This window comes from Pectobacterium polaris (assembly GCF_002307355.1).
In the GTDB taxonomy this organism is placed as follows: domain Bacteria; phylum Pseudomonadota; class Gammaproteobacteria; order Enterobacterales; family Enterobacteriaceae; genus Pectobacterium; species Pectobacterium polare.
In genome coordinates this window covers 4006416-4030145 of record NZ_CP017481.1, presented here as the reverse complement: position 1 = coordinate 4030145, position 23730 = coordinate 4006416, and the positions used below count along the sequence as shown (strand labels likewise).

Below are 23730 nucleotides of genomic sequence, written 5' to 3'. Positions count from 1 at the left end.
GGAGTAAGGTCCATGGCCGTACAACAAAACAAACCTAGCCGTTCCAAACGTGGTATGCGTCGTTCACATGATGCGCTGACTACCGCTTCTGTATCCGTAGATAAAGTTTCTGGCGAAACTCACCTGCGTCACCACATCACTGCGGATGGTTACTACCGCGGTCGCAAGGTCATTGCTAAGTAATTCTTGCGAATTATTTGCAAGGCAATACCTTGACACGCCTAACTCTGGCGTTAGATGCGATGGGCGGGGATTTTGGTCCCTGCGTAACAGTGCCTGCTGCATTGCAGGCACTGGCTTCTAATCCAGCTCTCAATTTGTTATTAGTCGGCGATCCTGCTGCGATTACTCCATTACTTGCCAAAGTCGATTCTGATTTACTTTCCCGCTTAGAAGTTATACCGGCGGAGTCGGTTATTGCTAGTGATGCGAGGCCGTCGCAGGCTATTCGTGCGAGCCGTGGTACCTCAATGCGCATAGCGCTTGAGTTGATTAAAGACGGCAGGGCACAGGCCTGTGTAAGTGCAGGCAACACCGGTGCGCTTATGGGGCTGGCAAAGCTCCTGATTAAGCCACTGGACGGAATTGAGCGACCCGCGTTGGTGTCAGTATTACCTCACCAGCAACACGGAAAAACAGTCGTGTTGGATCTGGGGGCGAATGTTGACTGTGACAGCACGATGCTGGTTCAGTTTGCCGTGATGGGCTCAGTGATGGCAGAAGAAGTGCTGGAACTGACGAATCCTCGGGTCGCGTTGTTGAATATCGGTGAAGAAGAAAGCAAAGGGCTGAGCACTATCCGTGAAGCAGCGGCACAGCTAAAAGAGGCACCATCAATAAATTATATCGGTTATCTGGAAGGCAACGACCTGCTGACTGGGAAAACGGATGTGATGGTCTGTGACGGCTTTGTGGGCAATGTCACCCTGAAAACGGTGGAAGGCGTGGTAAGGATGTTCCTGTCACTGCTGAAATCTCCAGCTTCAGGCCCTGGGCAAAAACAAAAACGATCCTGGTGGTTGAAATGGCTAGGGCGTTTGTTACAAAAACGCTTATCAAAGCGTTTCGGTCATTTGAATCCCGATCAATATAATGGCGCATGCCTGCTAGGGTTACGGGGAACCGTAATCAAAAGCCATGGTGCAGCAAACCAGAGAGCGTTTGCGGTTGCTATTGAACAGGCAATGCAGACGGTACGGCGGCAGCTTCCCGAGCGGATTGCCGCTCGTCTAGAAGCGGTATTACCCAAGAGTGATTAAGCGTACATGTATACAAAAATAATCGGAACGGGCAGCTACCTGCCTGAAGAAATCAGGACGAACGCTGATTTAGAAAAGATGGTGGAAACGACGGACGACTGGATCGTCACACGTACTGGAATCCGTGAGCGCCGTATTGCTGCGCCGGATGAAAACGTGGCGACCATGGGATACCGTGCCGCGCAAAAAGCGCTGGAAATGGCGAATGTCGATCCTTCTGAAGTCGGTCTTCTGATTGTTGCTACAACATCATCAAGCCATGCTTTTCCTAGCTCAGCCTGTCAGGTTCAGCAACTGCTAGGGATCAAAGACACGATCGCCTTCGATCTGGCCGCTGCGTGTGCAGGTTTTACCTACGCGCTGAGCGTTGCCGATCAATACGTTAAAAGTGGTGCGGTGAAATACGCACTGGTGATCGGTTCTGATACGTTGTCTCGCGCATTGGATCCTGAAGATCGCGGCACGCTGATTCTATTCGGTGATGGTGCGGGTGCTGTCCTGTTAACGCCGTCAGAGCAACCGGGTATTCTTTCTACCCATCTGCATGCCGATGGCCGTTATGGCGAGCTGCTGACGTTGCCACATCAGGATCGTAATCATACTGATACGCCTGCTTACCTGACGATGGCGGGTAATGAAGTCTTTAAAGTGGCCGTGACTGAACTGGCACATATCGTTGAAGAAACGCTGCAAGCGGCTCAACTGGATAAAAGTGAATTAGACTGGCTGGTGCCTCATCAGGCTAACCTGCGCATCATTAGCGCCACGGCGAAAAAGCTGGGTATGGGGATGGACAAGGTGGTTGTGACGCTGGATCGTCATGGTAATACCTCCGCAGCCTCTGTGCCTTCAGCGCTTGATGAAGCGGTGCGCGATGGGCGTATTAAACCAGGGCAACTGGTGCTGCTTGAAGCCTTCGGTGGTGGTTTTACCTGGGGTTCCGCGCTGGTTCGTTTTTAATTAAACAGGATTGTGATATGACGCAATTTGCAATGGTGTTCCCAGGTCAGGGATCGCAGACGGTAGGGATGTTGGCTGAACTTGCTGCAGAATACCCGATCGTCACTGAAACGTTTGCTCAGGCTTCTGAAGCGTTAGGTTATGATTTGTGGCAGCTTACCCAGCAAGGGCCAGCTGAAGAGCTGAATAAAACCTGGCAGACGCAGCCTGCGTTACTGACCGCTTCTGTCGCTATCTGGCGTGCCTGGCAGCAGCAGGGCGGCAAAACACCTGCTCTGATGTCTGGTCATAGCCTTGGTGAGTATTCAGCACTGGTTTGTGCCGGTGTTCTGGATTTCCAACAGGCCGTTCGCCTGGTTGAATTGCGTGGCAAACTGATGCAGGAAGCGGTGCCGGAAGGCACGGGTGCGATGTATGCCATTATCGGGCTTGATAACGATGCCATTGCTAAAGCGTGTGAAGAATCCGCGCAGGGGCAGGTGGTGTCTCCGGTAAACTTCAACTCACCGGGTCAGGTGGTGATCGCGGGCAATAAAGACGCCGTTGAGCGTGCTGGTGCTGCGTGTAAAGCGGCGGGTGCGAAGCGTGCGCTGCCGCTGCCTGTCAGCGTACCGTCACACTGTGCGCTGATGGAGCCAGCAGCGAAGAAACTCGCTGTTGCGCTGGAATCCGTGACGTTTAATTCTCCGGTCATCCCCGTTGTGAATAATGTTGATGCTCGCATCGAAACCACGCCGGAAGCCATTCGCGATGCGCTGGTGCGCCAGCTTCATTGCCCAGTGCGCTGGACTGACTGTGTTGAATTTATGGCTTCTCAGGGCATTGAGTCGCTGCTAGAAGTCGGGCCAGGTAAAGTATTGACTGGCTTAACCAAACGAATCGTCGATACCCTGATAGCAGCAGCGGTGAACGATCCTGCTTCTCTATCAGCGGCGATTGAGAAATAAGAACGGAGAAGACAATGAGTTTTGAGGGGAAAATTGCACTGGTTACCGGTGCAAGCCGTGGTATTGGGCGTGCCATCGCCGAGACGTTGGTTGCCCGCGGGGCAAAAGTCATTGGTACCGCAACCAGCGAAAAAGGTGCTGAAGCCATTAGTGGCTGGCTGGGTGAGAACGGTAAAGGTTATATGCTGAATGTTGCTGATGCAGCATCAGTAGAAAGCGTATTAGCAGAAATTCGCGCAGAATTCGGGGAAATTGATATTCTTATCAATAACGCGGGTATCACCCGTGATAACCTGCTGATGCGTATGAAAGATGATGAATGGCACGATATTCTGGATACCAATTTAACGTCGGTATTCCGCATGTCTAAAGCAGTGATGCGTGCCATGATGAAGAAACGTTTTGGCCGGATCATTACCATCGGTTCCGTTGTGGGAACGATGGGCAATGCAGGACAAGCTAACTACGCGGCAGCGAAGGCGGGACTGATTGGTTTCAGTAAATCCCTCGCGCGTGAAGTGGCTTCTCGTGGTATTACGGTCAACGTCGTCGCGCCTGGTTTTATCGAAACAGATATGACTCAGGCATTGACAGAAGAACAGCGAGCAGGCATTTTGACGTCGGTTCCAGCTAACCGACTCGGTGATGCTAAAGAAATCGCCAGTGCTGTTGTATTTTTAGCCTCTGATGAAGCTGCTTACATTACTGGCGAAACATTGCATGTCAATGGCGGCATGTATATGATCTAAAAAGCTCGAAAACTATTTGCATTATTTGCGGTGATAACCGCAAAATAGCACAAAATCGTGGTTCAACCAGCCGAGATTTTGTTGCATCTTTTCAAACATTTTATACACTACGAAAACCATCGCGAAAGCGAGTTTTGATAGGAAATTTAAGAGTATGAGCACTATCGAAGAACGCGTTAAGAAAATCATCGTTGAACAGCTTGGTGTTAAGCAGGAAGAAGTCGTAAACAATGCTTCTTTCGTTGACGACCTCGGCGCTGATTCTCTTGACACTGTTGAGCTGGTAATGGCTCTGGAAGAAGAATTTGATACTGAGATTCCAGACGAAGAAGCTGAAAAAATCACGACTGTTCAAGCAGCCATTGATTTCATTCAGGCTAACCAGCAGTAAGCGAACATATCTAGGCGGTCATTCGACCGCCTAAGTTTTTTTGTCCCGCAGTGTCTTTTTTTCCCTCCCTGGAGGATAAGCGTGTCTAAGCGTCGAGTAGTTGTGACCGGACTGGGCATGTTATCTCCTGTCGGCAATACAGTTGAGTCTACCTGGAGTGCTCTTCTTGCCGGTCAGAGTGGTATCAGCCTGATCGACCATTTCGATACTAGTGCCTACGCAACGCGTTTTGCTGGCTTAGTAAAGAATTTTAATTCTGAGGAATTCATTTCGCGTAAAGAAGCACGCAAAATGGATGCCTTTATTCAATACGGTGTTGCTGCTGGCGTTCAAGCTATGCAGGATTCCGGTTTGGAAATCACGGAAGAAAACGCTCCGCGTATCGGTGCGGCGATTGGTTCCGGCATCGGCGGTCTGGGTCTTATTGAAGAGAACCACACTGCGCTGGTGAATGGCGGCCCGCGTAAAATCAGCCCGTTCTTCGTGCCGTCAACCATCGTCAATATGGTGGCTGGGCATCTTACTATCATGTACGGAATGCGTGGCCCGAGCATCTCTATCGCTACGGCCTGTACGTCTGGCGTACACAATATTGGTCAAGCCGCTCGCATTATTGCTTACAACGATGCGGATGTGATGTTGGCCGGTGGTGCAGAAAAAGCCAGTACGCCATTGGGCGTCGGTGGATTCGGTGCCGCTCGTGCGTTGTCTACGCGCAATGACAATCCTCAGGCGGCAAGCCGTCCGTGGGATAAAGACCGTGATGGCTTTGTACTGGGTGACGGTGCTGGCCTCATGGTGCTGGAAGAGTATGAACACGCGAAAAAACGCGGTGCGAAAATCTATGCAGAAATTGTTGGATTTGGCATGAGCAGCGATGCGTATCATATGACGTCTCCACCGGAGAACGGTTCTGGTGCTGCGCTGGCGATGGAAAATGCGCTGCGTGACGCGGGTCTGGCAACGAGCCAGATCGGTTATATCAACGCGCATGGCACTTCTACGCCTGCGGGTGATAAAGCTGAAACGCAGGCAGTGAAATCCGTATTTGGTGCAGACGCAAGTCGTGTGCTGGTGAGCTCGACAAAATCCATGACGGGTCACTTGCTCGGTGCGGCAGGCGCGGTAGAGTCTATTTTCAGTATTCTTGCTCTGCGCGATCAGTCTGTTCCGCCAACGCTCAATCTGGACAATCCAGATGAAGGCTGCGATCTGGATTTCGTACCTCATGAGGCGCGTCAGGTCAGCAACCTGGAATACGTACTCTGCAACTCTTTCGGCTTCGGTGGAACCAACGGTTCTCTGATCTTCCGTAAAGTTTGATTGCGATAGCGTTTTAAAAAACCCGGTTTCCGGGTTTTTTTTTGCCTGCATAAAATCAGACACACCTGCTTGTCTGCAACGCCGCTTTGCTGGCAAGCTGACGACGATGAATGATGCGGAGCTTATATGCTGTGGATTAATGGTCAGTTACAGGAACAGCTTTCGGTACTCGATCGGGGTACACAGTATGGTGACGGCTGTTTTACGACAGCCAGAGTATGCGATGGCGAGATTGTCTGGCTTGATCGACACGTCGCGCGTCTGCAACAGGCTGCTACGCGCTTGTTATTTCCGACGCTTGATTGGGAAAGCCTAATCGCTGAAATGAAACAGGCAGCGCTGGGGTGGGCGGACGGCGTAGTGAAAGTGATGCTAACGCGGGGTGTCGGCGGGCGAGGTTATAGTGCCCAAGGCTGTGCGCAGCCAACCCGAGTCGTTATGCAGGTAAGCTATCCTGCGCACTATGCCAGTTGGCGTGAGCAGGGTATTAGCCTGAATCTCAGTCCGGTGGCGCTAGCTAAAAGTCCGCTGTTGGCGGGGATAAAGCATCTGAATCGGCTCGAACAAGTGCTGATTCGCGCGCATCTTGACCAGACCTCAGCCGATGAGACCCTCGTGCTTGACACTTCTGGTGCGCTAGTGGAATGCTGTGCCGCGAATTTATTCTGGCGTAAAGGACATCGGGTTTATACGCCGAATTTATCCGAGTCAGGTGTGGATGGCGTTGCCCGACAGCATATTATTGCCTTGCTGGCAGATTCTGATTTCGAGCTACAGATCGTCAGCGAACCCCTGACCGCACTGTCCGATGCGGACGAAGTGCTGGTTTGTAATGCATTAATGCCGATCGTCCCTATAAATCAGGCGCACATCTGGCGTTATCACTCCCGAGAGCTTTATCAATTCCTAAGTCCTGACTGCTAGTAGATGGTTGATTTATGAAGAAAAAGAAAATTGGTTTGCTGATTATTGCTGCTGTTGTGCTGATATTACTGGTCGCGTGGCAGAAAATGCAGCGTTTTGCTGATTCTCCATTGGCTATCGAAAAGGAGGCTATCTTTACGCTTCCTGCCGGTACGGGAAGGGAAGGGCTGGAAACGCTGCTTCTCGATCAGAAAATCATTACTGATGACACATTTTTTCCGTGGCTGCTGCGTTTTGAACCTGAGTTGGCAAAATTCAAAGCGGGTACGTATCGCTTTACTGCGGGCATGACCGTGCGCGAGATGCTGGCGCTGTTGTCCAGCGGAAAAGAAGCGCAATTCTCCATCCGTTTTGTCGAAGGCTCACGCTTGAAAGAGTGGCTCGCCACGCTGCAACGAGCGCCTTACATCAAGCATTCACTGGCCGATAAAACCGAACAGGACGTTGCCACCCAGTTGGAAATCAAAGATAAGACGAACCCAGAAGGCTGGTTTTATCCTGATACCTACTCATACACGGCCGGTACGAGCGATAGCGCCCTGTTGCAGCGTGCGCATCAGCGCATGAAAAAAACGGTGGATGAGGTATGGAAAGGGCGTGAAGAAGGATTACCGTATAAGACACCGGACGAATTGCTGACGATGGCATCAATCATTGAAAAAGAAACAGCGATCAATGAAGAACGTACTCAGGTTGCTTCCGTTTTTGTCAATCGCTTACGGCTTGGTATGCGCTTGCAGACTGACCCCACGGTGATTTATGGCATGGGTGATGACTATAAAGGCGTGATAACCCGTAAAGCATTAGACACGCCGACGCCTTACAATACGTATGTCATTTCCGGCCTGCCACCGACGCCAATCGCGATGCCGGGGAAAGCCTCATTGGATGCGGCTGCGCACCCAGCCAAAACGTCATACCTGTATTTTGTGGCGGATGGAAAAGGCGGACACAGTTTTACCACTAACCTTGCAGACCATAATCGTGCTGTGAGGGTATACCGCTCAGCGTTAAAGGAACGGGATGAACAGTAAATTTATCGTCATTGAAGGATTGGAAGGTGCAGGGAAGACCACTGCACGCAATATCGTGGTGGAAACGCTGCGCTCACATGGCGTGAAAGACGTGGTGTTCACGCGAGAGCCAGGTGGTACGCCGCTGGCGGAGAAGCTGCGTGAGCTTATCAAGCAAGGCATAGCCGATGAGAAGGTCACCGACAAAGCAGAAGTCTTGATGTTATACGCGGCCAGAGTTCAGTTGGTGGATAACGTCATCAAACCGGCGTTGGAGAATGGAAACTGGGTCATCGGCGATCGTCACGATCTTTCTTCACAGGCTTATCAGGGCGGTGGACGTGGGATCGATCAGCAACTGCTGCGCTCACTGCGCGATACTGTGCTAGGTGATTTTCGTCCTGACCTGACGCTCTATCTTGATTTGCCGCCAGCCATCGGCTTACAACGCGCGCGTCAGCGCGGCGAGCTGGATCGGATTGAGCAGGAGTCGCTGGCTTTCTTTGATCGCACCCGCTCCCGCTATCAGGAACTGGCGGCGGAGGATGACAGCATCCTGACGATCGATGCCTCACAGTCTATTGATGCCGTCAGTGCGGATATTCAGGCGACGTTACAGCAGTGGCTGCAACAACAAGGGTTACAGCCTGTTGCACAGGGGCAGGGCTGATGGATTGGTATCCGTGGCTGAATGCATCCTATCGGCAGCTTATCGGGCAATATCAGGCGGGCAGGGGGCACCATGCGCTGTTGCTGCATGCATTGCCGGGAATGGGCGATGAATCGCTGATTTATGCGCTGAGCCGTTGGCTGATCTGCCAGCGGCCTGATGGGATGAAAAGCTGCGGCCAGTGCCACTCTTGTAACCTGATGACCGCAGGAACGCATCCAGACTGGCATGTGCTGAGCCCAGAGAAAGGCAAGCAAAGCCTGGGCGTCGATCCCGTGCGTGATGTCGTGGAAAAAGTGTATCAACACTCTCGACAAGGCGGAGCAAAAGTGATCTGGCTGGCTGCCGCTGAGCAACTGACAGAGGCTGCCGCCAATGCACTGCTGAAAACGCTGGAAGAGCCGCCGCAGAATACCTTCTTTTTATTTGGCTGCCGTGAACCAGCCCGGCTATTGGCTACGTTGCGCAGCCGTTGCCTGTATCACTATCTGGATGTCCCGAGTGAGACGCAGAGTGTGCTGTGGCTGAATGCTCGCCATCGCCATGACAGCAAGGCATTGCGCACGGCATTGAGATTACAATCGGGCGCGCCGCTAGCCGCCGAGGCGTTATTGCAGCCAGAGCGTTGGAAACAACGTAGCGCGCTGTGTCAGGCGTTCTCTGCCGCGCTGACTTCGCGAGATCAGCTCTCACTGATATCACAGCTGAATCATGACGATGCTGATGTTCGTATTCACTGGTTGGCTGCGCTACTGCTGGATGCCATGAAATGGCAGCAGGGGGCAAGCGAGCATTGGGTGAATCAGGATCAGATTGAATTGGTTGAGCGTCTGGCGTGTGAACCTTCCGCACATTTGCAGTATGAGCTGCAACAGTGGCTGACTTGTCGGCAAAAATTGCTGACCGTCACGGGTGTGAACCGTGAACTGCTGCTGACGGAACGCCTGCTTGATGGAGAGCGCACGTTTGCTTCATCGGTTAAGCGCGACAGCCACCCTTTTTCTGTTTAATTACTATCGAGTAAATATCATGTTGTTAGTGGATTCCCACTGTCATCTTGACGGTTTGGATTATGAGTCATTGCATAAAGATGTCTCCGATGTGCTGGATAAAGCGAAAAGCCGTGATGTCGGTTTCCTTCTAGCGGTGGCAACAACGCTGCCCGGCTATCGTGCCATGGTGGAGTTAATCGGCGAGCGCGATAACGTGGCCTTTTCCTGCGGCGTTCATCCGCTCAATCAGGAAGCCCCTTATGATTATGCCGAGCTGCGTGAGCTAGCCAGCGCCAGCCGTGTGGTGGCGATGGGGGAAACGGGTCTGGACTATTTCTATCAGCAAGAGACGAAAGCCCAGCAGCAAGAATCGTTTCGTGAACACATCCGTATTGGCAATGACCTGAACAAGCCGGTCATCGTGCATACGCGTGCTGCCCGTGAAGATACGTTGGCCATTCTACGTGACGAGCAGGCGGAGAAATGCAGCGGTGTGCTGCACTGCTTTACGGAAGATTTGATCACGGCAAAAGCGCTGCTGGACATGGGGTTCTATATCTCGTTTTCTGGGATTGTCACGTTCCGCAATGCAGAAGAATTGCGTGACGTCGCGCGTTACGTGCCGCTGGATCGGATGCTGATTGAGACGGATTCCCCTTGGCTCGCGCCGGTTCCATTCCGGGGTCAGGAAAACCAGCCTGCGTACGTACGTGATGTAGCAGAATATCTCGCTGTACTGAAAGGCACATCGTTGGAAACCCTCGCTGCCGCCACGACAGAAAACTTCTCCCGCCTGTTTCACATCGATCCGGCTCGGTTGACCGCTGCGCAATAGTGGCTGAGAATAGCCGAGTTTTTTTTATCCGTGTAATTAATAGCGCTTCATAATCCCCTTGATTAGGTTTTTCCTCTTCAGGGGACGTGTTTTTTAGCGATATATCACATAAAAGTGCAATATCTGTTCGATCTCAGCCTGTTGGCTTGTGGAAACGTGATAGCAATCAAACATTGTGAACGCTATTTATTTTACTCTGCGTAAAAATTAAAGGGGGCTAAGACACCCCAACTTGCAAAGGCATCCTCCCCGTCTTTGCTTATATGAAGTATCAGAAGTAAAAGCACTATTACTCAGGAGCACACTCAATTATGTTCAAGAATGCATTCGCAAACCTGCAAAAAGTAGGTAAGTCGCTAATGCTGCCCGTATCCGTACTCCCTATCGCAGGTATCCTGCTGGGTGTCGGTTCGGCCAATTTTAGCTGGTTGCCTGAAATTGTCTCCAGCGTCATGGCACAGGCCGGTGACTCGGTGTTTGCCAACATGCCGTTGATTTTTGCTATTGGTGTTGCCCTGGGCTTCACTAATAACGACGGTGTTTCCGCACTGGCGGCAGTGGTGGCTTATGGCATCATGGTCAAAACCATGGCTGCGATTGCGCCGCTGGTTCTTAATCTACCGGCTGCCGAGATCACGGCGAAGCATCTGGCAGATACCGGTGTTCTGGGCGGGATCATTGCCGGTGCGATTGCCGCGTATATGTTTAACCGTTTCTACCGCATTCAGCTGCCTGAGTATCTGGGCTTCTTTGCCGGTAAACGTTTTGTGCCGATTATTTCCGGCCTGACGGCAATCATTGTCGGTACGCTGTTGTCGTTCATCTGGCCACCGGTTGGTAGCGCGATCCAGGTATTCTCTCACTGGGCAGCGAATGAGAACCCAATGCTGGCATTCGGTATCTATGGGGTCGTTGAACGTTCTCTGGTACCGTTTGGTCTGCACCATATCTGGAACGTACCTTTCCAAATGCAGGTTGGTGAGTTCACCAATGCGGCGGGTCAAGTTTTCCACGGCGATATCCCTCGTTACATTGCAGGTGACCCGACTGCGGGTAAACTGTCCGGCGGTTTCCTGTTTAAAATGTACGGCTTGCCAGCAGCAGCTATTGCTATCTGGCATTCAGCGAAGCCAGAAAACCGCGCGAAAGTGGGCGGCATCATGATCTCTGCGGCGCTGACCTCGTTCCTGACGGGCATCACTGAGCCAATTGAGTTCTCCTTCATGTTTGTCGCGCCGATCCTGTATGTGATCCATGCGATTCTGGCGGGTCTGGCGTTCCCAATCTGTATTCTGCTGGGTATGCGTGATGGTACAAGCTTCTCTCACGGTCTGATCGACTTCGTGGTACTGAGCGGCAACGGTAGCAACCTGTGGCTGTTCCCGATTGTGGGTCTGTGCTATGCGCTGATTTACTACACCATCTTCCGCGTTCTGATTACTAAACTGAATCTGAAAACGCCGGGTCGTGAAGATAGCGCATCTGAGCAAACCTCACAGGACAGCACTGAAATGGCTGCCGCACTGGTTAGCGCGTTTGGTGGTAAAGAAAACATCACTAACCTGGATGCGTGCATCACCCGTCTGCGTGTTAGCGTAGGCGATGTGGCTAAAGTTGATCAGGCTGGCCTGAAAAAACTGGGCGCAGCAGGTGTGGTTGTGGCAGGTTCCGGTGTTCAGGCAATTTTCGGTACCAAATCCGATAACCTGAAAACCGATATGGACGACTACATCCGTACCCACTGATGTCGTGTTGGGGAGTGATAAAAAGGGGCGAAAGCCCCTTTTTTTATGGTCAGAACCGCCTTATTCCTCTTCCTGAGACTGCCGCGCGTAAACCACCAGACGCAGATGGCGATCTTCATCGATGGTCAGCGAGGTATGTTCGAAAGCTTCAGCCTTGCCGTCGATCATCAGTTGCCGCACGCCGCTACATGTGGCGTGTACCTCATGCTGCCGCCACCACATTTTGAAATCTGGCGATACCTGCTCCAGTTCGTCCACCAGTTCATGAATGTCTGCTTCCTGCGTCGCACGTGCGAAATCGCGGCGAAAACTCGACAGCATCTGTGGAGCCTGTTGCTCCCAGCCGATGAATCGCTCATGCAGCAACGGATCGGTGAATAAGAGCCAGAGCAGATTACGCCTTTCGGAAGGATGGGCGTCAAAGTTGAAAAGCTGATTCGCCGGTTCATTGAAGGCCAGCACATCCCAGCGCAGGTTGAGGATATAGGCCGGATGCGGAGCCAGATCGTGCATCAGACGCCGTACCAGCGGCGGCACGACGCACCACGTCTTACCCGGCTCGGCAGGCGGTCGCTCATGCGCCAATAGGAACAGATGGCGACGTTCGGCGGCATCGAGTTTTAGTACCCGTGCCAGACTGTCCAGAAATGCCGCCGACACGCCGATATCGCGTCCCTGTTCGAGCCAGGTGTACCACGTCAGGCCAACACCAGCCAATGCCGCCACTTCTTCGCGTCTCAACCCCGGCGTGCGCCGTCTTCCTCCGCTAGGCAAGCCTACGTCGGCGGGTGACACCCGTTCACGGCGCGCGCGCAAAAATGCAGCCAGATCATGGCGAGTTCTTTCCAATGTTCGCATCGTTTACCGCATTGCTTTTAGTAATAGCATAAGTGGTTAAATTGTAATTGTTTAAAAAGGATTTGAGAATGGCGGCGTCATCATTTTCGATACGCAACTTCTCGATATGCAAGGATATACAGATGAACTCAAATTATCGCGCGTCGGCATTGCCTACGCCAGCCGTCAACAGTCCGCCGTGGCTTGGCCTCTCTGTGCTGCTGATGGCCGGCTTTGTCACGATCTTCGACCTGTTCGTGGTCAATGTCGCGATTCCCAGCATGCAGGCGGATCTGGGTGCCAGCTTCGCACAGATCGGTTTTATCGTGGCGGGTTATGAACTGGCTTTCGGCGTACTGCTGATTACAGGCGGGCGGCTGGGGGATGTATTTGGTCGACGCCGCCTGTTTGTGGTGGGCATGGCCGGATTTACGCTCGCCTCTGCGCTGTGTGGTTTAGCGCCCAGTGCGGGGTTCCTGATTGGTGCTCGCATCTTACAGGGACTTGCGGCCGCTTTACTGTTTCCACAGGTTTATGCCTCTATCCGCGTCAATTTCGACGGTGACGATAGCCGCCTTGCCTTCGGTCTGTTGGGCATGACGCTGGGGCTCGCTGCTATCGCGGGTCAGATACTGGGGGGATGGCTGGTGCATGCCAATCTGTTCGGGCTGGGCTGGCGGAGTATATTTCTTATCAATGTACCCATCGGTCTGCTGGCTATCGCGGCTGCACGATTTATTCCTGAGTCCCGAACGCCGCAGCGTCCTTCGCTTGATTGGACGGGCGTAGCGTTGGTCAGCGTTGGGCTGATGCTGCTGCTGGTGCCGATGATTGAAGGGCCGGGGCAAGGTTGGCCAGCATGGAGCCTGTGGATGCTGTTCGCCGCGACTCTCTTGTTAGCGTTTTTTTACCGCCAGCAGGAACGCCGACAGCGGGCGGGGCATCTTCCGCTGGTGGATATGCGTCTGCTCGCACAGCGCCGTTTCCTGCTGGGTGTGTTGCTGGTGCTGCTGGTGTATTCCACATCCAGCTCATTTTTCCTGTGTTTTGCTTTGCTGGTGCAAACAGGGTTAGGGCTTGATCCGTTTCTCGCGGGCAGCATTTTTGCGCCGTGTAGCGTGGGCTTTGTTCTGGCATCGCTGGCTGCGCCGCGTCTGGTTGCCCGCTGGGGCACGGCTGCTATCGTTGCGGGAGCGCTGGTTTACGCTGTCTCGATCGGCCTGTTGATTATGCAGGTGCAGATAGCGGGAGCCGATTTGGTGGCTGTACAGCTGATCCCTGTGTTGGTGGTGGTCGGTGCGGGTCAAGGCTTCATCATGACGCCGCTGTTAAATCTGGTGCTGGGCTTTGTGGATGAGGTTCAGGCGGGGATGGCATCGGGAGTGATCTCGACGGTTCAGCAGGTTGGGGCGGCGCTGGGTGTGGCCGTGGTGGGTATCCTGTTTGGTACTGCGCTGGCGACAGGTGATGACGCGGTTGCGCAAGCGGGCCAATACGTTTCAGCCTTTGTGGCGGGAATGCTCTACAACCTGGTCGCGGCTCTGCTGGTCTGCATCCTGTTGCTGATGCTGGTAAGAACGCAGCGGTCATTCGGTTGATGAGAAGGCGCGCACACGAATTTTCGATGGACGGTACGAAAGCCTTACCGCAGCGGCAATAGCGTCCCTGTTTTCGGGAGAAGGTTGGCGTATTTCTGGTTTTTACTGGAAGCCGTATTTTGACCACCCGCACCAGAAATAGACGAAGAAGGTTGAAAGAAATGGAATATGTCACTCATACTGCCTACATGACGTCGTTCAACGCCAGCTTTAACAAGGAAATCAATCATGGCTGAAGAAACCATCTTTAGTAAAATTATCCGCCGGGAAATTCCTGCCGATATCGTGTATCAGGATGAACTGGTCACCGCCTTCCGTGACATCGCACCCCGCACGCCAACCCATATTCTGATCATCCCGAATGTTTTGATCCCTACCGTTAACGACACGGCTCCCGAGCATGAAGCGGCGCTGGGACGTATGGTGACGGTTGCGGGTAAAATTGCGCAGCAGGAAGGGATTGCAGAAGACGGCTATCGCCTGATCATTAACTGCAACCGACACGGCGGGCAGGAGGTTTATCACATCCACATGCATCTGCTGGGTGGTCAGGCATTAGGGCCTTTGCTGGCGAACTAGATCCTATAGGACTAGATCTTATAGAACCAGGTTCGATAGTCATGGGTAGACTGTCGTGCGAGAAAACCATCATGCGAGAACATCATGCGTAACCCGATGCTTTTTCTGTCCGCGTGTTTGGTGGCTGGGCTGCTGGTGGGCTGTAGCGCGCCAAAGGTGCTGACCATCAATGAGCGGCAGACGCTGGTATTAGATGCACCTGTGCTGTCGGCCGGTATTACCGCGGGGAACCCGTCGCTGGATTCAGAAAATGGCCGGCTGCGTGCGTCTTCCGTTGTCAGCAACGACGCCTCACAGGCGGTGACCGTGCATTACCGTTTCTATTGGTATGACGAAAACGGGCTGGATGTGCTGCCTTTTGAAGAGGTGCAGTCCATTGAAATCCCGCCACAGACGGAAATGACGGTTTTTTCCACGCGCAGCAGTCCCAATGCGCGTCAGGTCCGTCTTCATCTGTTTTTGTAATGGTGTGCAGAGAGAGAATATATGAAAAAGTATCTAGGGGTGATGGTGGCGGTATTGGTACTGACAGGGTGCCCCAGCCGTCCGCCAGAACCGACCGAACCGCCTGCGACGATTGAGCCCGTTGAGCCGCAAGTGCCGACTACGCCAACGCCGCCGCCGGGTGAATCCGTACCGCAGCCGCCAAAAATCCAGACGTTGAACTGGGAAGCCAGCATTAATCCGCTGGTGGCGCAGATGCTGAAAGCCGATGGCGTCACGCCGGGCAGCATCCTGCTGGTGGATAGCGTGAAAAACAACACCAACGGTTCACTGCCGATAGCGAAAGCGACAGGGGCATTGTACAGCGCATTATCTTCCGGCAAGGCGTTTACGCTGGTGCCGCGCGAGCAACTGGCTGCCGCGAAACAAACGCTGGGTCTGTCGGTTGATGACAGCTTAGGATCGCGCAGCAAGGCAATTGGTCTGGCGCGTTATGTCAGCGCGCAGTATGTGCTGTACAGCGACGTCAGTGGCGATGTGAAATCGCCACAGCTCGACATGCAACTGATGCTGGTGCAGACCGGTGAAATTGTGTGGTCAGGCAATGGCGCCGTTCAGCATTAAGCCAGCAGGCATCCAGCAGCAGCTGACTGCGACAATCCAGAAGCATTTCCCGACCGTGGAGATGGCGGATATTCGCTTTGAGCTGGTTGGCGGGCTGAGTAGTAAAAGCTGGCGTATCCGTGGGCCGGACATCGAATGGCTTGCGCGTCGGCAATCGCCAACCGAGCGGAAAATGGGCGTCGATCGCCAGCGCGAGTTCGCCTTACTGCGGCAGATGTCGGCGATAGGTCTCGCGCCACGGCCGCTGCTGTGGCGTGATGACTGGCTGATTGTCGAGTGGGTGCCAGGGCGCATTGCCACATCGGATGAGTTTCTGATGATGCTGGCTAATGGTGAAGTGGCACGAATATTGTCTCAGCTCCATCGCCAGCCGCGTAGCGGCCATCCTCTCGATCTCAAAGTGCTATTCGCGCAGCACTGGCAGTTGATGGATCCGCACCGCCGTTCGCCCGCGTTGTTGCGTGCTCACCATTATTTTCAGGGCGCGGCGCTACCCACGCCTTTGGCGCTGGTGCCTCTCCATCTCGATGTGCATGCTGAAAACCTGCTGATTACTCCACAAGGAACGATGCTGATTGACTGGGAATATGCCTCAGATGGTGATATTGCCTTTGAGCTGGCGTTCATTGTGCGAGCCAGTCAGATGGAAAGCCTGGCGCAAACGCATTTTCTACAGAGCTACCAGCGACATCGGCGAGGGCTTTCCGTGAGCCGCCTCCAGCAACAGATGATGCAGTGGTTCCCCTGGGTCGATTATCTGGTATTGATGTGGTTTGAGGTTCGCTGGCAGCAAACGAAGAACCCCGAGTTTCTAGCGGAAATTCCCGCGCTATATCATCGGTTACAACAATATCATTTATAGCCAAGTCATCACCTACCGCTAGGCTGACGGTGTGGCGTTTGTAGTAAAGATCATTTCATTAAGCAATACACTCTAAAGAATGAGGTTTTTGTGGGTCCGGTAATGTTAGACGTTGCCAGCTATGAGCTGGATGCAGAAGATCGTGAAGTGCTGGAACATCCGCTGGTTGGCGGCGTGATTCTGTTTACCCGTAATTTTCATGATGCAGCGCAGTTACGGGAATTAGTGCGTCAAATCCGCGCGGCCTCGCGCGAACGTCTTGTGGTGTCTGTGGATCAGGAAGGCGGGCGCGTTCAGCGTTTTCGTGACGGGTTTACTCGTCTGCCTGCAGCGCAGGCGTTTGCGGCATTAAACAGCGAGTCAGAAGCCCTGCGTTTGGCGGAAGAGGGCGGCTGGCTGATGGCGGCAGAAATGATCGCCATGGATATCGATATTAGCTTTGCGCCAGTGTTGGATATCGGCCACCAGAGCGCGGCGATTGGCGAGCGTTCATTCCATGCCAATCCAGAGACGGCGCTGGCCGTCGCGCAGAGTTTTATTCGCGGCATGCACAGCGCGGGCATGAAGGTCACGGGTAAGCACTTCCCCGGCCACGGTGCGGTCAGCGCCGATTCACATAAAGAAACTCCGCGCGATCCGCGTCCGCTTGCAGAAATTCGCGCCCACGACATGTCGATTTTTAAAGAACTGATCCAGCGCCAGCAGTTGGATGCGATCATGCCTGCCCACGTGATTTATACGGAGGCCGATCCGCACCCCGCCAGTGGTTCGCCCTATTGGCTCAAAACGGTGCTGCGTGAAGAACTGGGTTTTGATGGCATCATTTTCTCCGACGATCTCTCGATGGAAGGCGCTGCTGTGATGGGCAGTTATCCCGAGCGGGCGCAGGCGGCGTTGCAGGCAGGATGTGACATGATTCTGGTTTGTAATCATCGTGAAGGGGCGGTCAGCGTGTTGGATAACCTGTCCCCGGTCAAAGCGGAGCAACTGACGCGCTTATATCATCAGGGTTCGTTTTCTCGTCGGGAACTGCTGGATTCGCCGCGCTGGAAGCAGGCGAATCAGGCGCTCACATTGCTCAGCGAGCGCTGGCAGGCGCATAAAAATGGCGAGAAATAGGCAACTTAGTCTGCGGTGAGGATGAAAGATGATTATCTATTTACACGGTTTTGACTCGACCAGCCCCGGCAACCATGAAAAGGTCCTACAGCTTCAGTTTATTGATGAAGATGTACGGCTGATTAGCTACAGCACGCTGCATCCGCGTCATGATATGCAACATCTGCTAAAGCAGGTGGATAAGACGATTCAGCAGTCTGATGACGATCGTCCGCTGATCTGTGGCGTAGGATTGGGGGGCTTCTGGGCCGAACGCGTCGGTTTCCTGTGTGATATACGACAAGTCATCGTTAATCCTAACCTTTTCCCGCAGGAAAACATGAACGGGAAAATTGATCGACCGGAAGAGTATCTGGATATCGCCACGAAGTGCGTGGCGAACTTTCGCGAAAAGAACCGCGATCGCTGCATGGTGATGCTTTCTCGTCAGGATGAAATGCTCGACAGCCAGCGTAGTGCGCAGACGCTGGGAACGTATTACGAGATCGTCTGGGACGATATTCAGACGCATAAATTCAAAAGCATCTCTCCCCATTTGCAGCGGATAAAAGCCTTCAAAACGCTCGGTTAACCCTGCGTTAGCGATGACCTGTTAATGGATGCTGTCGTTCCTTCTGATACTCTTGTTTGATAGGGGATCAGGAGGCATGACGCAATTTATTTACTTTTCTTAGTTCATCCAGCGGCGCATTTGCGCACGATTCAGCATTTTCTCTTCCCACCGATTTTCGCTAATTCACTGAAATAAAGATGGAATTTTCGAGCTAAAAACCTGCGCAGCAAAATAAATTGATATATATCAATTTTGGTATGACCAAATAACCTAGCGTGCTATTCTTGCAGCAGATATCAGGCTTAACTTACGCGAACCCTATGTTATATAAGGATATTATTTTTTACTCTTTATTAACGATTGGTTCACATTTTAGGGGGTCATTTTGACATCACCAACCAAAAAAATTGTCATTGTCGGCGGGGGAGCTGGCGGACTTGAACTCGCAACGAGTTTGGGCCACAAGTTAGGACGCAAGAAAAAAGCGGAGATTACGCTGGTGGATCGTAACCATAGCCACCTGTGGAAACCACTGCTGCACGAAGTAGCGACCGGCTCGCTGGACGACGATATGGATGCGCTGAGCTATCTGGCGCACGCTCGCAATCACAATTTCCAGTTTCAACTGGGCATGCTGACGGATATCGATCGTAAACAGCAGCAGATTCAACTGGCCGAAGTGTGTGATGAACAAGGCGACGTACTGGTTGCGGCGCGCCGTATCCCGTATGACATTTTGGTGGTGGCATTAGGCAGTGCCTCCAATGATTTCGGCACACCGGGCGTGAAAGATCACTGTATTTTCCTGGATAATCCGAAACAAGCCCGCCGTTTCCATAATGAAATGCTGAATTTGTTCCTGAAATTCACAGCAAATCAGGACGAAAAAGAGCGTGTGAATATCGCAATTGTGGGCGGCGGTGCGACAGGGGTCGAACTGTCTGCTGAGTTACATAACGCGGTGAAACAGCTGCACAGCTACGGTTTTGACGGGCTGGATAATCAAACGCTGAACGTGACGCTGGTGGAAGCGGGTGAGCGTATTCTGCCTGCGCTGCCGCCACGCATTTCAGCGGCTGCACATCAAGAGTTGAACAACATTGGCGTCCGTGTGCTGACGAAAACCATGGTGACCAGCGCAGAAAGTGGCGGTCTGAATACCAAGGACGGTGAATTTATTGAAGCCGATCTGATGGTTTGGGCGGCAGGCATCAAGGCACCGGATGCGATGAAAGAGATTGCAGGTCTGGAAACGAACCGGATTAACCAACTGGTGGTTGAGCCGACGTTGCAGACGACGCGCGATCCCAACATTTTCGCCATTGGCGACTGTGCCTCCTGCCCGCAGGAAGGCGGCGGTTTTGTGCCACCACGTGCGCAGGCCGCTCACCAGATGGCATCACGCTGCCACAGCAATATCATCGCGTTGCTGAACGGACAAACGCTGAAACCTTACGTCTATAAAGATCACGGTTCACTGGTTTCACTGTCTAAATTCAGTACGGTTGGCAGCCTGATGGGGAACCTGATGCGGGGCTCCGTGATGGTAGAAGGGCGGATTGCGCGTTTCGTGTATATCTCCCTGTATCGCATGCACCAGGTTGCTTTACATGGCTATGTTAAAACAGGCCTGATGATGCTGGTCGGTGGGATCAACCGGGTGATTCGCCCGCGTCTGAAGCTGCATTAATCCACCGCTACTGATACTTTCTGATACGGGCGTGAACGCGATTTCATGCCCGTATTCTTTTTGTAAGCGACCATCTTATTTTTACTCAATAACCCTCCCTTTTCGCCAATCCACTCATAAGACCCTGTTTCTAAGTCGTAGCGCTATTGGTCACCTCGCTGATATATCAGTATAAAATATCGTCCTATTAGCAATTCCAGTTAAGATAATTCTCAAATGACGGATTTATGTTACGAATCTGACACTTTTGGTTAATTAGTCTTATTGCGAGAGTGTGAAACATTGTGCAGACTTTCCACTGTTTACAGATGGCGTAGCACGCACGTCGAAAATTCTGAATGCTGATATTCAGAAGGAACCATCGGATTCATCGCGTTAAACGCGAGCTGGCGTAAAACAAGATTTACGGCAGGATTGCAGGTGGGGAATGCGTGAGAATAGATTCGGGAGGTATCCTGTGAACAAATCCATGTTAGCGGGTGTAGGTATTGGTGTGGCTGCGGCATTGGGTGTGGCAGCGGTGGCGAGTATGGAAGTTTTTTCCTCTAAACCTCAGTTTGCACAGGTGCTAACAGCAACACCGATTAAAGAAACGGTCAAAACGCCTCGTCAAGAGTGCCGTAATGTCAATGTGACTCACCGTCGTCCGGTACAGGATGAAAACCAGATTGCTGGCTCGGTACTGGGTGCCGTAGCGGGTGGTGTTCTGGGGCATCAGTTCGGTGGCGGACGCGGTAAGGATGTCGCAACGGTAGCGGGTGCACTGGCTGGCGGCTATGCGGGCAACCGTGTACAAAGCGGCATGCAGGACAATGATACGTACACGACGCAGCAACAGCGCTGTCAGACGGTGTACGACAAATCACAAAAAGTTCTGGGTTATGATGTCACCTATAAAATCGGCGACCAGCAGGGTAAAATCCGCATGGATCGCGATCCTGGTACACAAATTCCAGTAGATCGGAATGGTCAATTAATCCTGAGCCAACAGGGCTAATTTACTCTGAAGTCTACGTTTTTGCGCTGACACCGCTCTAAAAACCGCGAGACACCTGAAGAAGGTGCTCGCGGTTTTTTCATTCTACGTTCTTTCTGCTTATACGTTCTTCCTACTTTCGGTTAGCTTCATGCTCAGGGATAGCAGCAAGGCGGCCGCCGCGAATCCACCCGCCAGCCAAAGTGTCGCGATCGGGCCTGAGCTATCCACGACTTGACCACCGACCCACGATCCGAGAGCAATGCCAACATTGAAAATGCCAACATACAGCGCGGAGGCAATCTCTACGGCGCGTGGTGCCGCTTTCATCATCCATGTCATCAAACCGACAGACACGCCGCCGTAGGCCAATCCCCAGACGAGCAGCGCCACACCGCCGCCAAAATGCGAGCCCCCGATGGTCAGGAACAGAATCGGAGTCAACAACAACCCCAATGTGATCGCCATCAAGGTTAACGCCGTACGCTGCGCTGTGATGATACCTGCCAGAAAATTGCCGATGATGCCTGCCATGCCATAGGCGAACAGCAGTGCGCCGATCCATCGGGCATCGAATCCCGACACCGATAGCAGCAGCGGCCGCACGAAGGTAAAGGCCATGAAGTGTCCGGCTACCAGCAATAGCGTCAGGGTTAGCCCAACTTGCAGCTTACGGTTGCTCAACTGTTCGCCGAACTGGCGTAGGGTGACCGAATGGGCAACGGGCAAGGCAGGAATAACCGCGAGGTGAAGCACTAGCACCAGCCCGCAAAACACAGCCATGCAACCGAAGGCCCAGCGCCACCCAGCGAGATCGCCAATCAGTGCGCCGAACGGCACACCCAGCACAGATGCCGCTGCGACACCGCCAAAGATGATGGATGTCGCCAGACCGATGGCGTGCTCGGGAACGAGTCGTGCCGCCAGACCACCAGCAATCGCCCAGATACCGCCCATACAGAAACCGACCAGCACGCGTGCAGCCAGCATCCAACCGATGTCTGGTACCAATGCCGAGGCAATGTTGGCGATAACCAGCAGCGTCAGCAGTCCGCACAGGATCCTGCGTCTATCCATGCCGCCGGATGCGATCACCACCAACGGGGCGAATAGCGCAGCCAGCAGCGCGGGGAGTGAAATCATCAGGCCGGCGGTTCCGGTAGAAGTCTGTAGCGTATCGGCAATCGGTGTTAGCAAGCCGACCGGAAGCATTTCTGTCGTGACGACAGAGAAGGTCGCAAGGCCGACGGCGACGACGGCCAGCCAGGAATGCTGTGCAGCAGCACCTAGAGGGATAGAGGAAGACGTGTTCATGGTTCAGTCCTTAACAGGGGGAAGCAGGCGATGTAACCGTCAAACGGCATGGGGAAGAGGAGGAATCGTCCGCAGGCGTTGATATCCCCACAGCGCAACCAGCAGCACCAACACGCCAGCGCATAGCGCAACGGCGAATCCGGCTCGGGCACCGCTGTCGTCAACAACGTAGCCTGATAGCGCAGCGCCCAGCGCCACGCCGATATTCAGCCCCGCCAGCAGCCAGGTCATGCCCTCGGTAAGACGATGCTCGGGAACCAGACGTTCGACCAGCGACATTGCCACGATCATGGTGGGGGCGAAGAACAGCCCGGCGATCAGCACGGCCGCAGCTAGCGCGGGAATGCTGCCAACCAGCAGTAGAGGCAACGTGGTTGCTGCCGTTGCTAAACCGCCCAGCAATAACAACTGATGCAATGCGGTTCGCAGCTTGAGAGCGCCGAACACCAGCCCGGCCAAGCATGAACCGACCGCATAAGCCGACAACACCAGACTGGCCGCCGCCGGCTGACCATACTGTTCGGCGAAGGCCACGCTGACGATATCCACAGTGCCGACGATGACGCCCATCGCGACCATCAACAGTGCCAGCAAACGCACATTCGCCTGTTTGATCACCGACCCCGAACGATCCGTGCGGACATCCTGCGCTTCTACTGGCGGCTCGGTGCTGTGCTGTGTCACCAGAGCAAACACGCCGACAATCAGCAAGAGCGCCGCTGCCAGCGGGCCAGCCTGAGGAAACACCGCGACGGATAGCCCGACAGCCAGCGGTGGCCCGGCGATAAAGGTGACTTCATCGAGTACCGTCTCCAGCGAGTAAGCGGTCTGTAAACGAGGCTGACCGCGATAGATGGCCGTCCAGCGCGCTCTTACCATTGCGGACATGCTGGGCATGAAACCGGCCAGCAAGGCACCGATGAATAAGCTCCAGTCGGGTGCTTGCCTCCAGGTGCTGGCGAGCAGAAGCAGCATGCCGATCGCGCTGATAGTGGTTGCAATCGGTAGCACGCGGCCTTGCCCGTGGCGATCGACCAGACGGGAGATCTGCGGTGACAGCAGCGCGTAGGTCAACACAAAGGTGGCGGAGACAGCACCCGCTAGCGCATAACTGCCACGTAGCTGCGACAGCATGGTGATAATGCCAATGCCCGTCATGGGCAGCGGAATCCGCGCCAACAGGCCAGCCAGCGCAAAGCCCTTGGTGCCGGGCGCAGCGAAAAGTTCTCGATAAGGATTGACCATCTCATTCTCCAAAGTGAATCCACTTGCCACCGCACGGTGGTACAGCGACAATACATACAGAGCGTATGAATAAAAGCATAT

Annotated in this window: 25 protein-coding genes; 22 read left to right on the top strand and 3 right to left on the bottom strand. The window is 53.4% G+C overall.

The window, feature by feature from the left end:
* Positions 1-12: 12 nt before the first annotated feature.
* From rpmF to ptsG, 13 genes are all read left to right on the top strand, one after another.
* Positions 13-183 carry a 50S ribosomal protein L32 gene (rpmF, locus tag BJJ97_RS18090; protein WP_005970518.1) on the top strand — a complete coding sequence of 57 codons (171 nt, stop codon included), beginning with the start codon at positions 13-15 and terminating at the stop codon, positions 181-183.
* Between the two features lie 29 nt (positions 184-212).
* Complete coding sequence (gene plsX, locus BJJ97_RS18085) at positions 213-1259, top strand: phosphate acyltransferase PlsX (protein WP_095699870.1); 1047 nt, start codon at positions 213-215, stop codon at positions 1257-1259.
* Positions 1260-1265: 6 nt separating this feature from the next.
* Complete coding sequence (locus tag BJJ97_RS18080; protein WP_095994856.1) at positions 1266-2219, top strand: beta-ketoacyl-ACP synthase III; 954 nt, start codon at positions 1266-1268, stop codon at positions 2217-2219.
* 17 nt (positions 2220-2236) lie between these two features.
* Entirely contained in the window at positions 2237-3166 is a 930-nt protein-coding gene (fabD, locus tag BJJ97_RS18075) for an ACP S-malonyltransferase (RefSeq protein ID WP_095994855.1), read from the top strand.
* 14 nt (positions 3167-3180) lie between these two features.
* Positions 3181-3915: a 3-oxoacyl-ACP reductase FabG gene (gene fabG / locus BJJ97_RS18070; protein WP_010276180.1), complete on the top strand. Its 735-nt coding sequence runs from the start codon at positions 3181-3183 to the stop codon at positions 3913-3915.
* Between the two features lie 154 nt (positions 3916-4069).
* A complete protein-coding gene (acpP, locus tag BJJ97_RS18065) occupies positions 4070-4306 on the top strand; it encodes an acyl carrier protein (RefSeq protein WP_005970506.1) in 237 nt (78 codons plus the stop codon).
* A gap of 81 nt (positions 4307-4387) precedes the next feature.
* The gene (gene fabF / locus BJJ97_RS18060; protein WP_095994854.1) at positions 4388-5629 is read left to right on the top strand and encodes a beta-ketoacyl-ACP synthase II; all 1242 of its coding nucleotides are present in this window, start codon (positions 4388-4390) and stop codon (positions 5627-5629) included.
* A 126-nt stretch (positions 5630-5755) separates the two neighbouring features.
* Positions 5756-6553 carry an aminodeoxychorismate lyase gene (gene pabC, locus BJJ97_RS18055; protein ID WP_095994853.1) on the top strand — a complete coding sequence of 266 codons (798 nt, stop codon included), beginning with the start codon at positions 5756-5758 and terminating at the stop codon, positions 6551-6553.
* A gap of 14 nt (positions 6554-6567) precedes the next feature.
* Positions 6568-7587 (top strand): endolytic transglycosylase MltG, encoded by a 1020-nt coding sequence (gene mltG / locus BJJ97_RS18050; protein WP_095994852.1) that lies wholly within the window; start codon positions 6568-6570, stop codon positions 7585-7587.
* The gene (gene tmk, locus BJJ97_RS18045) at positions 7577-8236 is read left to right on the top strand and encodes a dTMP kinase (RefSeq protein ID WP_095994851.1); all 660 of its coding nucleotides are present in this window, start codon (positions 7577-7579) and stop codon (positions 8234-8236) included. Before mltG ends, tmk begins: the two co-directional genes overlap by 11 nt.
* Complete coding sequence (holB, locus tag BJJ97_RS18040; protein WP_095994850.1) at positions 8236-9246, top strand: DNA polymerase III subunit delta'; 1011 nt, start codon at positions 8236-8238, stop codon at positions 9244-9246. The genes tmk and holB overlap by 1 nt, the downstream gene beginning before the upstream one ends.
* A 19-nt stretch (positions 9247-9265) precedes the next feature.
* Positions 9266-10063 carry a metal-dependent hydrolase gene (locus BJJ97_RS18035; protein ID WP_095994849.1) on the top strand — a complete coding sequence of 266 codons (798 nt, stop codon included), beginning with the start codon at positions 9266-9268 and terminating at the stop codon, positions 10061-10063.
* A gap of 311 nt (positions 10064-10374) precedes the next feature.
* Entirely contained in the window at positions 10375-11808 is a 1434-nt protein-coding gene (ptsG, locus tag BJJ97_RS18030) for a PTS glucose transporter subunit IIBC (RefSeq protein WP_095994848.1), read from the top strand.
* Positions 11809-11868: 60 nt separating this feature from the next.
* Here the strand turns inward: ptsG and BJJ97_RS18025 are convergent, their stop codons facing one another.
* Positions 11869-12666, bottom strand: a complete 798-nt coding sequence (locus BJJ97_RS18025; protein WP_095994847.1) for a helix-turn-helix transcriptional regulator — start codon at positions 12664-12666, stop codon at positions 11869-11871.
* 122 nt (positions 12667-12788) lie between these two features.
* On the opposite strand from BJJ97_RS18025, the gene BJJ97_RS18020 reads away from it, so the two are divergent.
* From BJJ97_RS18020 to BJJ97_RS17980, 9 genes are all read left to right on the top strand, one after another.
* Complete coding sequence (locus BJJ97_RS18020; RefSeq protein WP_095994846.1) at positions 12789-14243, top strand: MFS transporter; 1455 nt, start codon at positions 12789-12791, stop codon at positions 14241-14243.
* 228 nt (positions 14244-14471) lie between these two features.
* On the top strand, positions 14472-14822 hold the full coding sequence (gene hinT, locus BJJ97_RS18015) for a purine nucleoside phosphoramidase (RefSeq protein WP_095699860.1): 351 nt from the start codon (positions 14472-14474) through the stop codon (positions 14820-14822).
* An 84-nt stretch (positions 14823-14906) separates the two neighbouring features.
* Positions 14907-15287 carry a YcfL family protein gene (locus BJJ97_RS18010; protein ID WP_095994845.1) on the top strand — a complete coding sequence of 127 codons (381 nt, stop codon included), beginning with the start codon at positions 14907-14909 and terminating at the stop codon, positions 15285-15287.
* Positions 15288-15308: 21 nt separating this feature from the next.
* Complete coding sequence (gene lpoB / locus BJJ97_RS18005; RefSeq protein ID WP_039480336.1) at positions 15309-15890, top strand: penicillin-binding protein activator LpoB; 582 nt, start codon at positions 15309-15311, stop codon at positions 15888-15890.
* Positions 15871-16752: a thiamine kinase gene (gene thiK, locus BJJ97_RS18000; RefSeq protein WP_095994844.1), complete on the top strand. Its 882-nt coding sequence runs from the start codon at positions 15871-15873 to the stop codon at positions 16750-16752. The genes lpoB and thiK overlap by 20 nt, the downstream gene beginning before the upstream one ends.
* Positions 16753-16842: 90 nt before the next feature.
* Positions 16843-17871, top strand: a complete 1029-nt coding sequence (nagZ, locus tag BJJ97_RS17995; protein ID WP_095699858.1) for a beta-N-acetylhexosaminidase — start codon at positions 16843-16845, stop codon at positions 17869-17871.
* Positions 17872-17899: 28 nt separating this feature from the next.
* Positions 17900-18442: an alpha/beta hydrolase YcfP gene (gene ycfP, locus BJJ97_RS17990; RefSeq protein ID WP_095994843.1), complete on the top strand. Its 543-nt coding sequence runs from the start codon at positions 17900-17902 to the stop codon at positions 18440-18442.
* Positions 18443-18809: 367 nt separating this feature from the next.
* Positions 18810-20114 carry an NAD(P)/FAD-dependent oxidoreductase gene (locus tag BJJ97_RS17985; protein ID WP_095994842.1) on the top strand — a complete coding sequence of 435 codons (1305 nt, stop codon included), beginning with the start codon at positions 18810-18812 and terminating at the stop codon, positions 20112-20114.
* Between the two features lie 457 nt (positions 20115-20571).
* Positions 20572-21111: a glycine zipper 2TM domain-containing protein gene (locus tag BJJ97_RS17980; RefSeq protein ID WP_095994841.1), complete on the top strand. Its 540-nt coding sequence runs from the start codon at positions 20572-20574 to the stop codon at positions 21109-21111.
* A 99-nt stretch (positions 21112-21210) separates the two neighbouring features.
* Here the strand turns inward: BJJ97_RS17980 and BJJ97_RS17975 are convergent, their stop codons facing one another.
* Positions 21211-22404 (bottom strand): MFS transporter, encoded by a 1194-nt coding sequence (locus BJJ97_RS17975; RefSeq protein WP_095994840.1) that lies wholly within the window; start codon positions 22402-22404, stop codon positions 21211-21213.
* A gap of 39 nt (positions 22405-22443) precedes the next feature.
* On the bottom strand, positions 22444-23649 hold the full coding sequence (locus tag BJJ97_RS17970) for an MFS transporter (protein WP_095994839.1): 1206 nt from the start codon (positions 23647-23649) through the stop codon (positions 22444-22446).
* Positions 23650-23730: the final 81 nt, after the last annotated feature.

Coding starts and splice junctions, on each gene's coding strand:
- BJJ97_RS17975 (WP_095994840.1), bottom strand. CDS start 22,404: ATGAACACGTCTTCCTCTATCCCTCTAGGTGCTGCTGCACAGCATTCC.
- fabD (WP_095994855.1), top strand. CDS start 2,237: ATGACGCAATTTGCAATGGTGTTCCCAGGTCAGGGATCGCAGACGGTA.
- BJJ97_RS18020 (WP_095994846.1), top strand. CDS start 12,789: ATGAACTCAAATTATCGCGCGTCGGCATTGCCTACGCCAGCCGTCAAC.
- BJJ97_RS17970 (WP_095994839.1), bottom strand. CDS start 23,649: ATGGTCAATCCTTATCGAGAACTTTTCGCTGCGCCCGGCACCAAGGGC.
- holB (WP_095994850.1), top strand. CDS start 8,236: ATGGATTGGTATCCGTGGCTGAATGCATCCTATCGGCAGCTTATCGGG.
- ptsG (WP_095994848.1), top strand. CDS start 10,375: ATGTTCAAGAATGCATTCGCAAACCTGCAAAAAGTAGGTAAGTCGCTA.
- acpP (WP_005970506.1), top strand. CDS start 4,070: ATGAGCACTATCGAAGAACGCGTTAAGAAAATCATCGTTGAACAGCTT.
- rpmF (WP_005970518.1), top strand. CDS start 13: ATGGCCGTACAACAAAACAAACCTAGCCGTTCCAAACGTGGTATGCGT.
- lpoB (WP_039480336.1), top strand. CDS start 15,309: ATGAAAAAGTATCTAGGGGTGATGGTGGCGGTATTGGTACTGACAGGG.
- pabC (WP_095994853.1), top strand. CDS start 5,756: ATGCTGTGGATTAATGGTCAGTTACAGGAACAGCTTTCGGTACTCGAT.
- mltG (WP_095994852.1), top strand. CDS start 6,568: ATGAAGAAAAAGAAAATTGGTTTGCTGATTATTGCTGCTGTTGTGCTG.
- ycfP (WP_095994843.1), top strand. CDS start 17,900: ATGATTATCTATTTACACGGTTTTGACTCGACCAGCCCCGGCAACCAT.
- fabG (WP_010276180.1), top strand. CDS start 3,181: ATGAGTTTTGAGGGGAAAATTGCACTGGTTACCGGTGCAAGCCGTGGT.
- BJJ97_RS18080 (WP_095994856.1), top strand. CDS start 1,266: ATGTATACAAAAATAATCGGAACGGGCAGCTACCTGCCTGAAGAAATC.
- BJJ97_RS18025 (WP_095994847.1), bottom strand. CDS start 12,666: ATGCGAACATTGGAAAGAACTCGCCATGATCTGGCTGCATTTTTGCGC.
- thiK (WP_095994844.1), top strand. CDS start 15,871: ATGGCGCCGTTCAGCATTAAGCCAGCAGGCATCCAGCAGCAGCTGACT.
- BJJ97_RS18010 (WP_095994845.1), top strand. CDS start 14,907: ATGCGTAACCCGATGCTTTTTCTGTCCGCGTGTTTGGTGGCTGGGCTG.
- BJJ97_RS18035 (WP_095994849.1), top strand. CDS start 9,266: ATGTTGTTAGTGGATTCCCACTGTCATCTTGACGGTTTGGATTATGAG.
- tmk (WP_095994851.1), top strand. CDS start 7,577: ATGAACAGTAAATTTATCGTCATTGAAGGATTGGAAGGTGCAGGGAAG.
- hinT (WP_095699860.1), top strand. CDS start 14,472: ATGGCTGAAGAAACCATCTTTAGTAAAATTATCCGCCGGGAAATTCCT.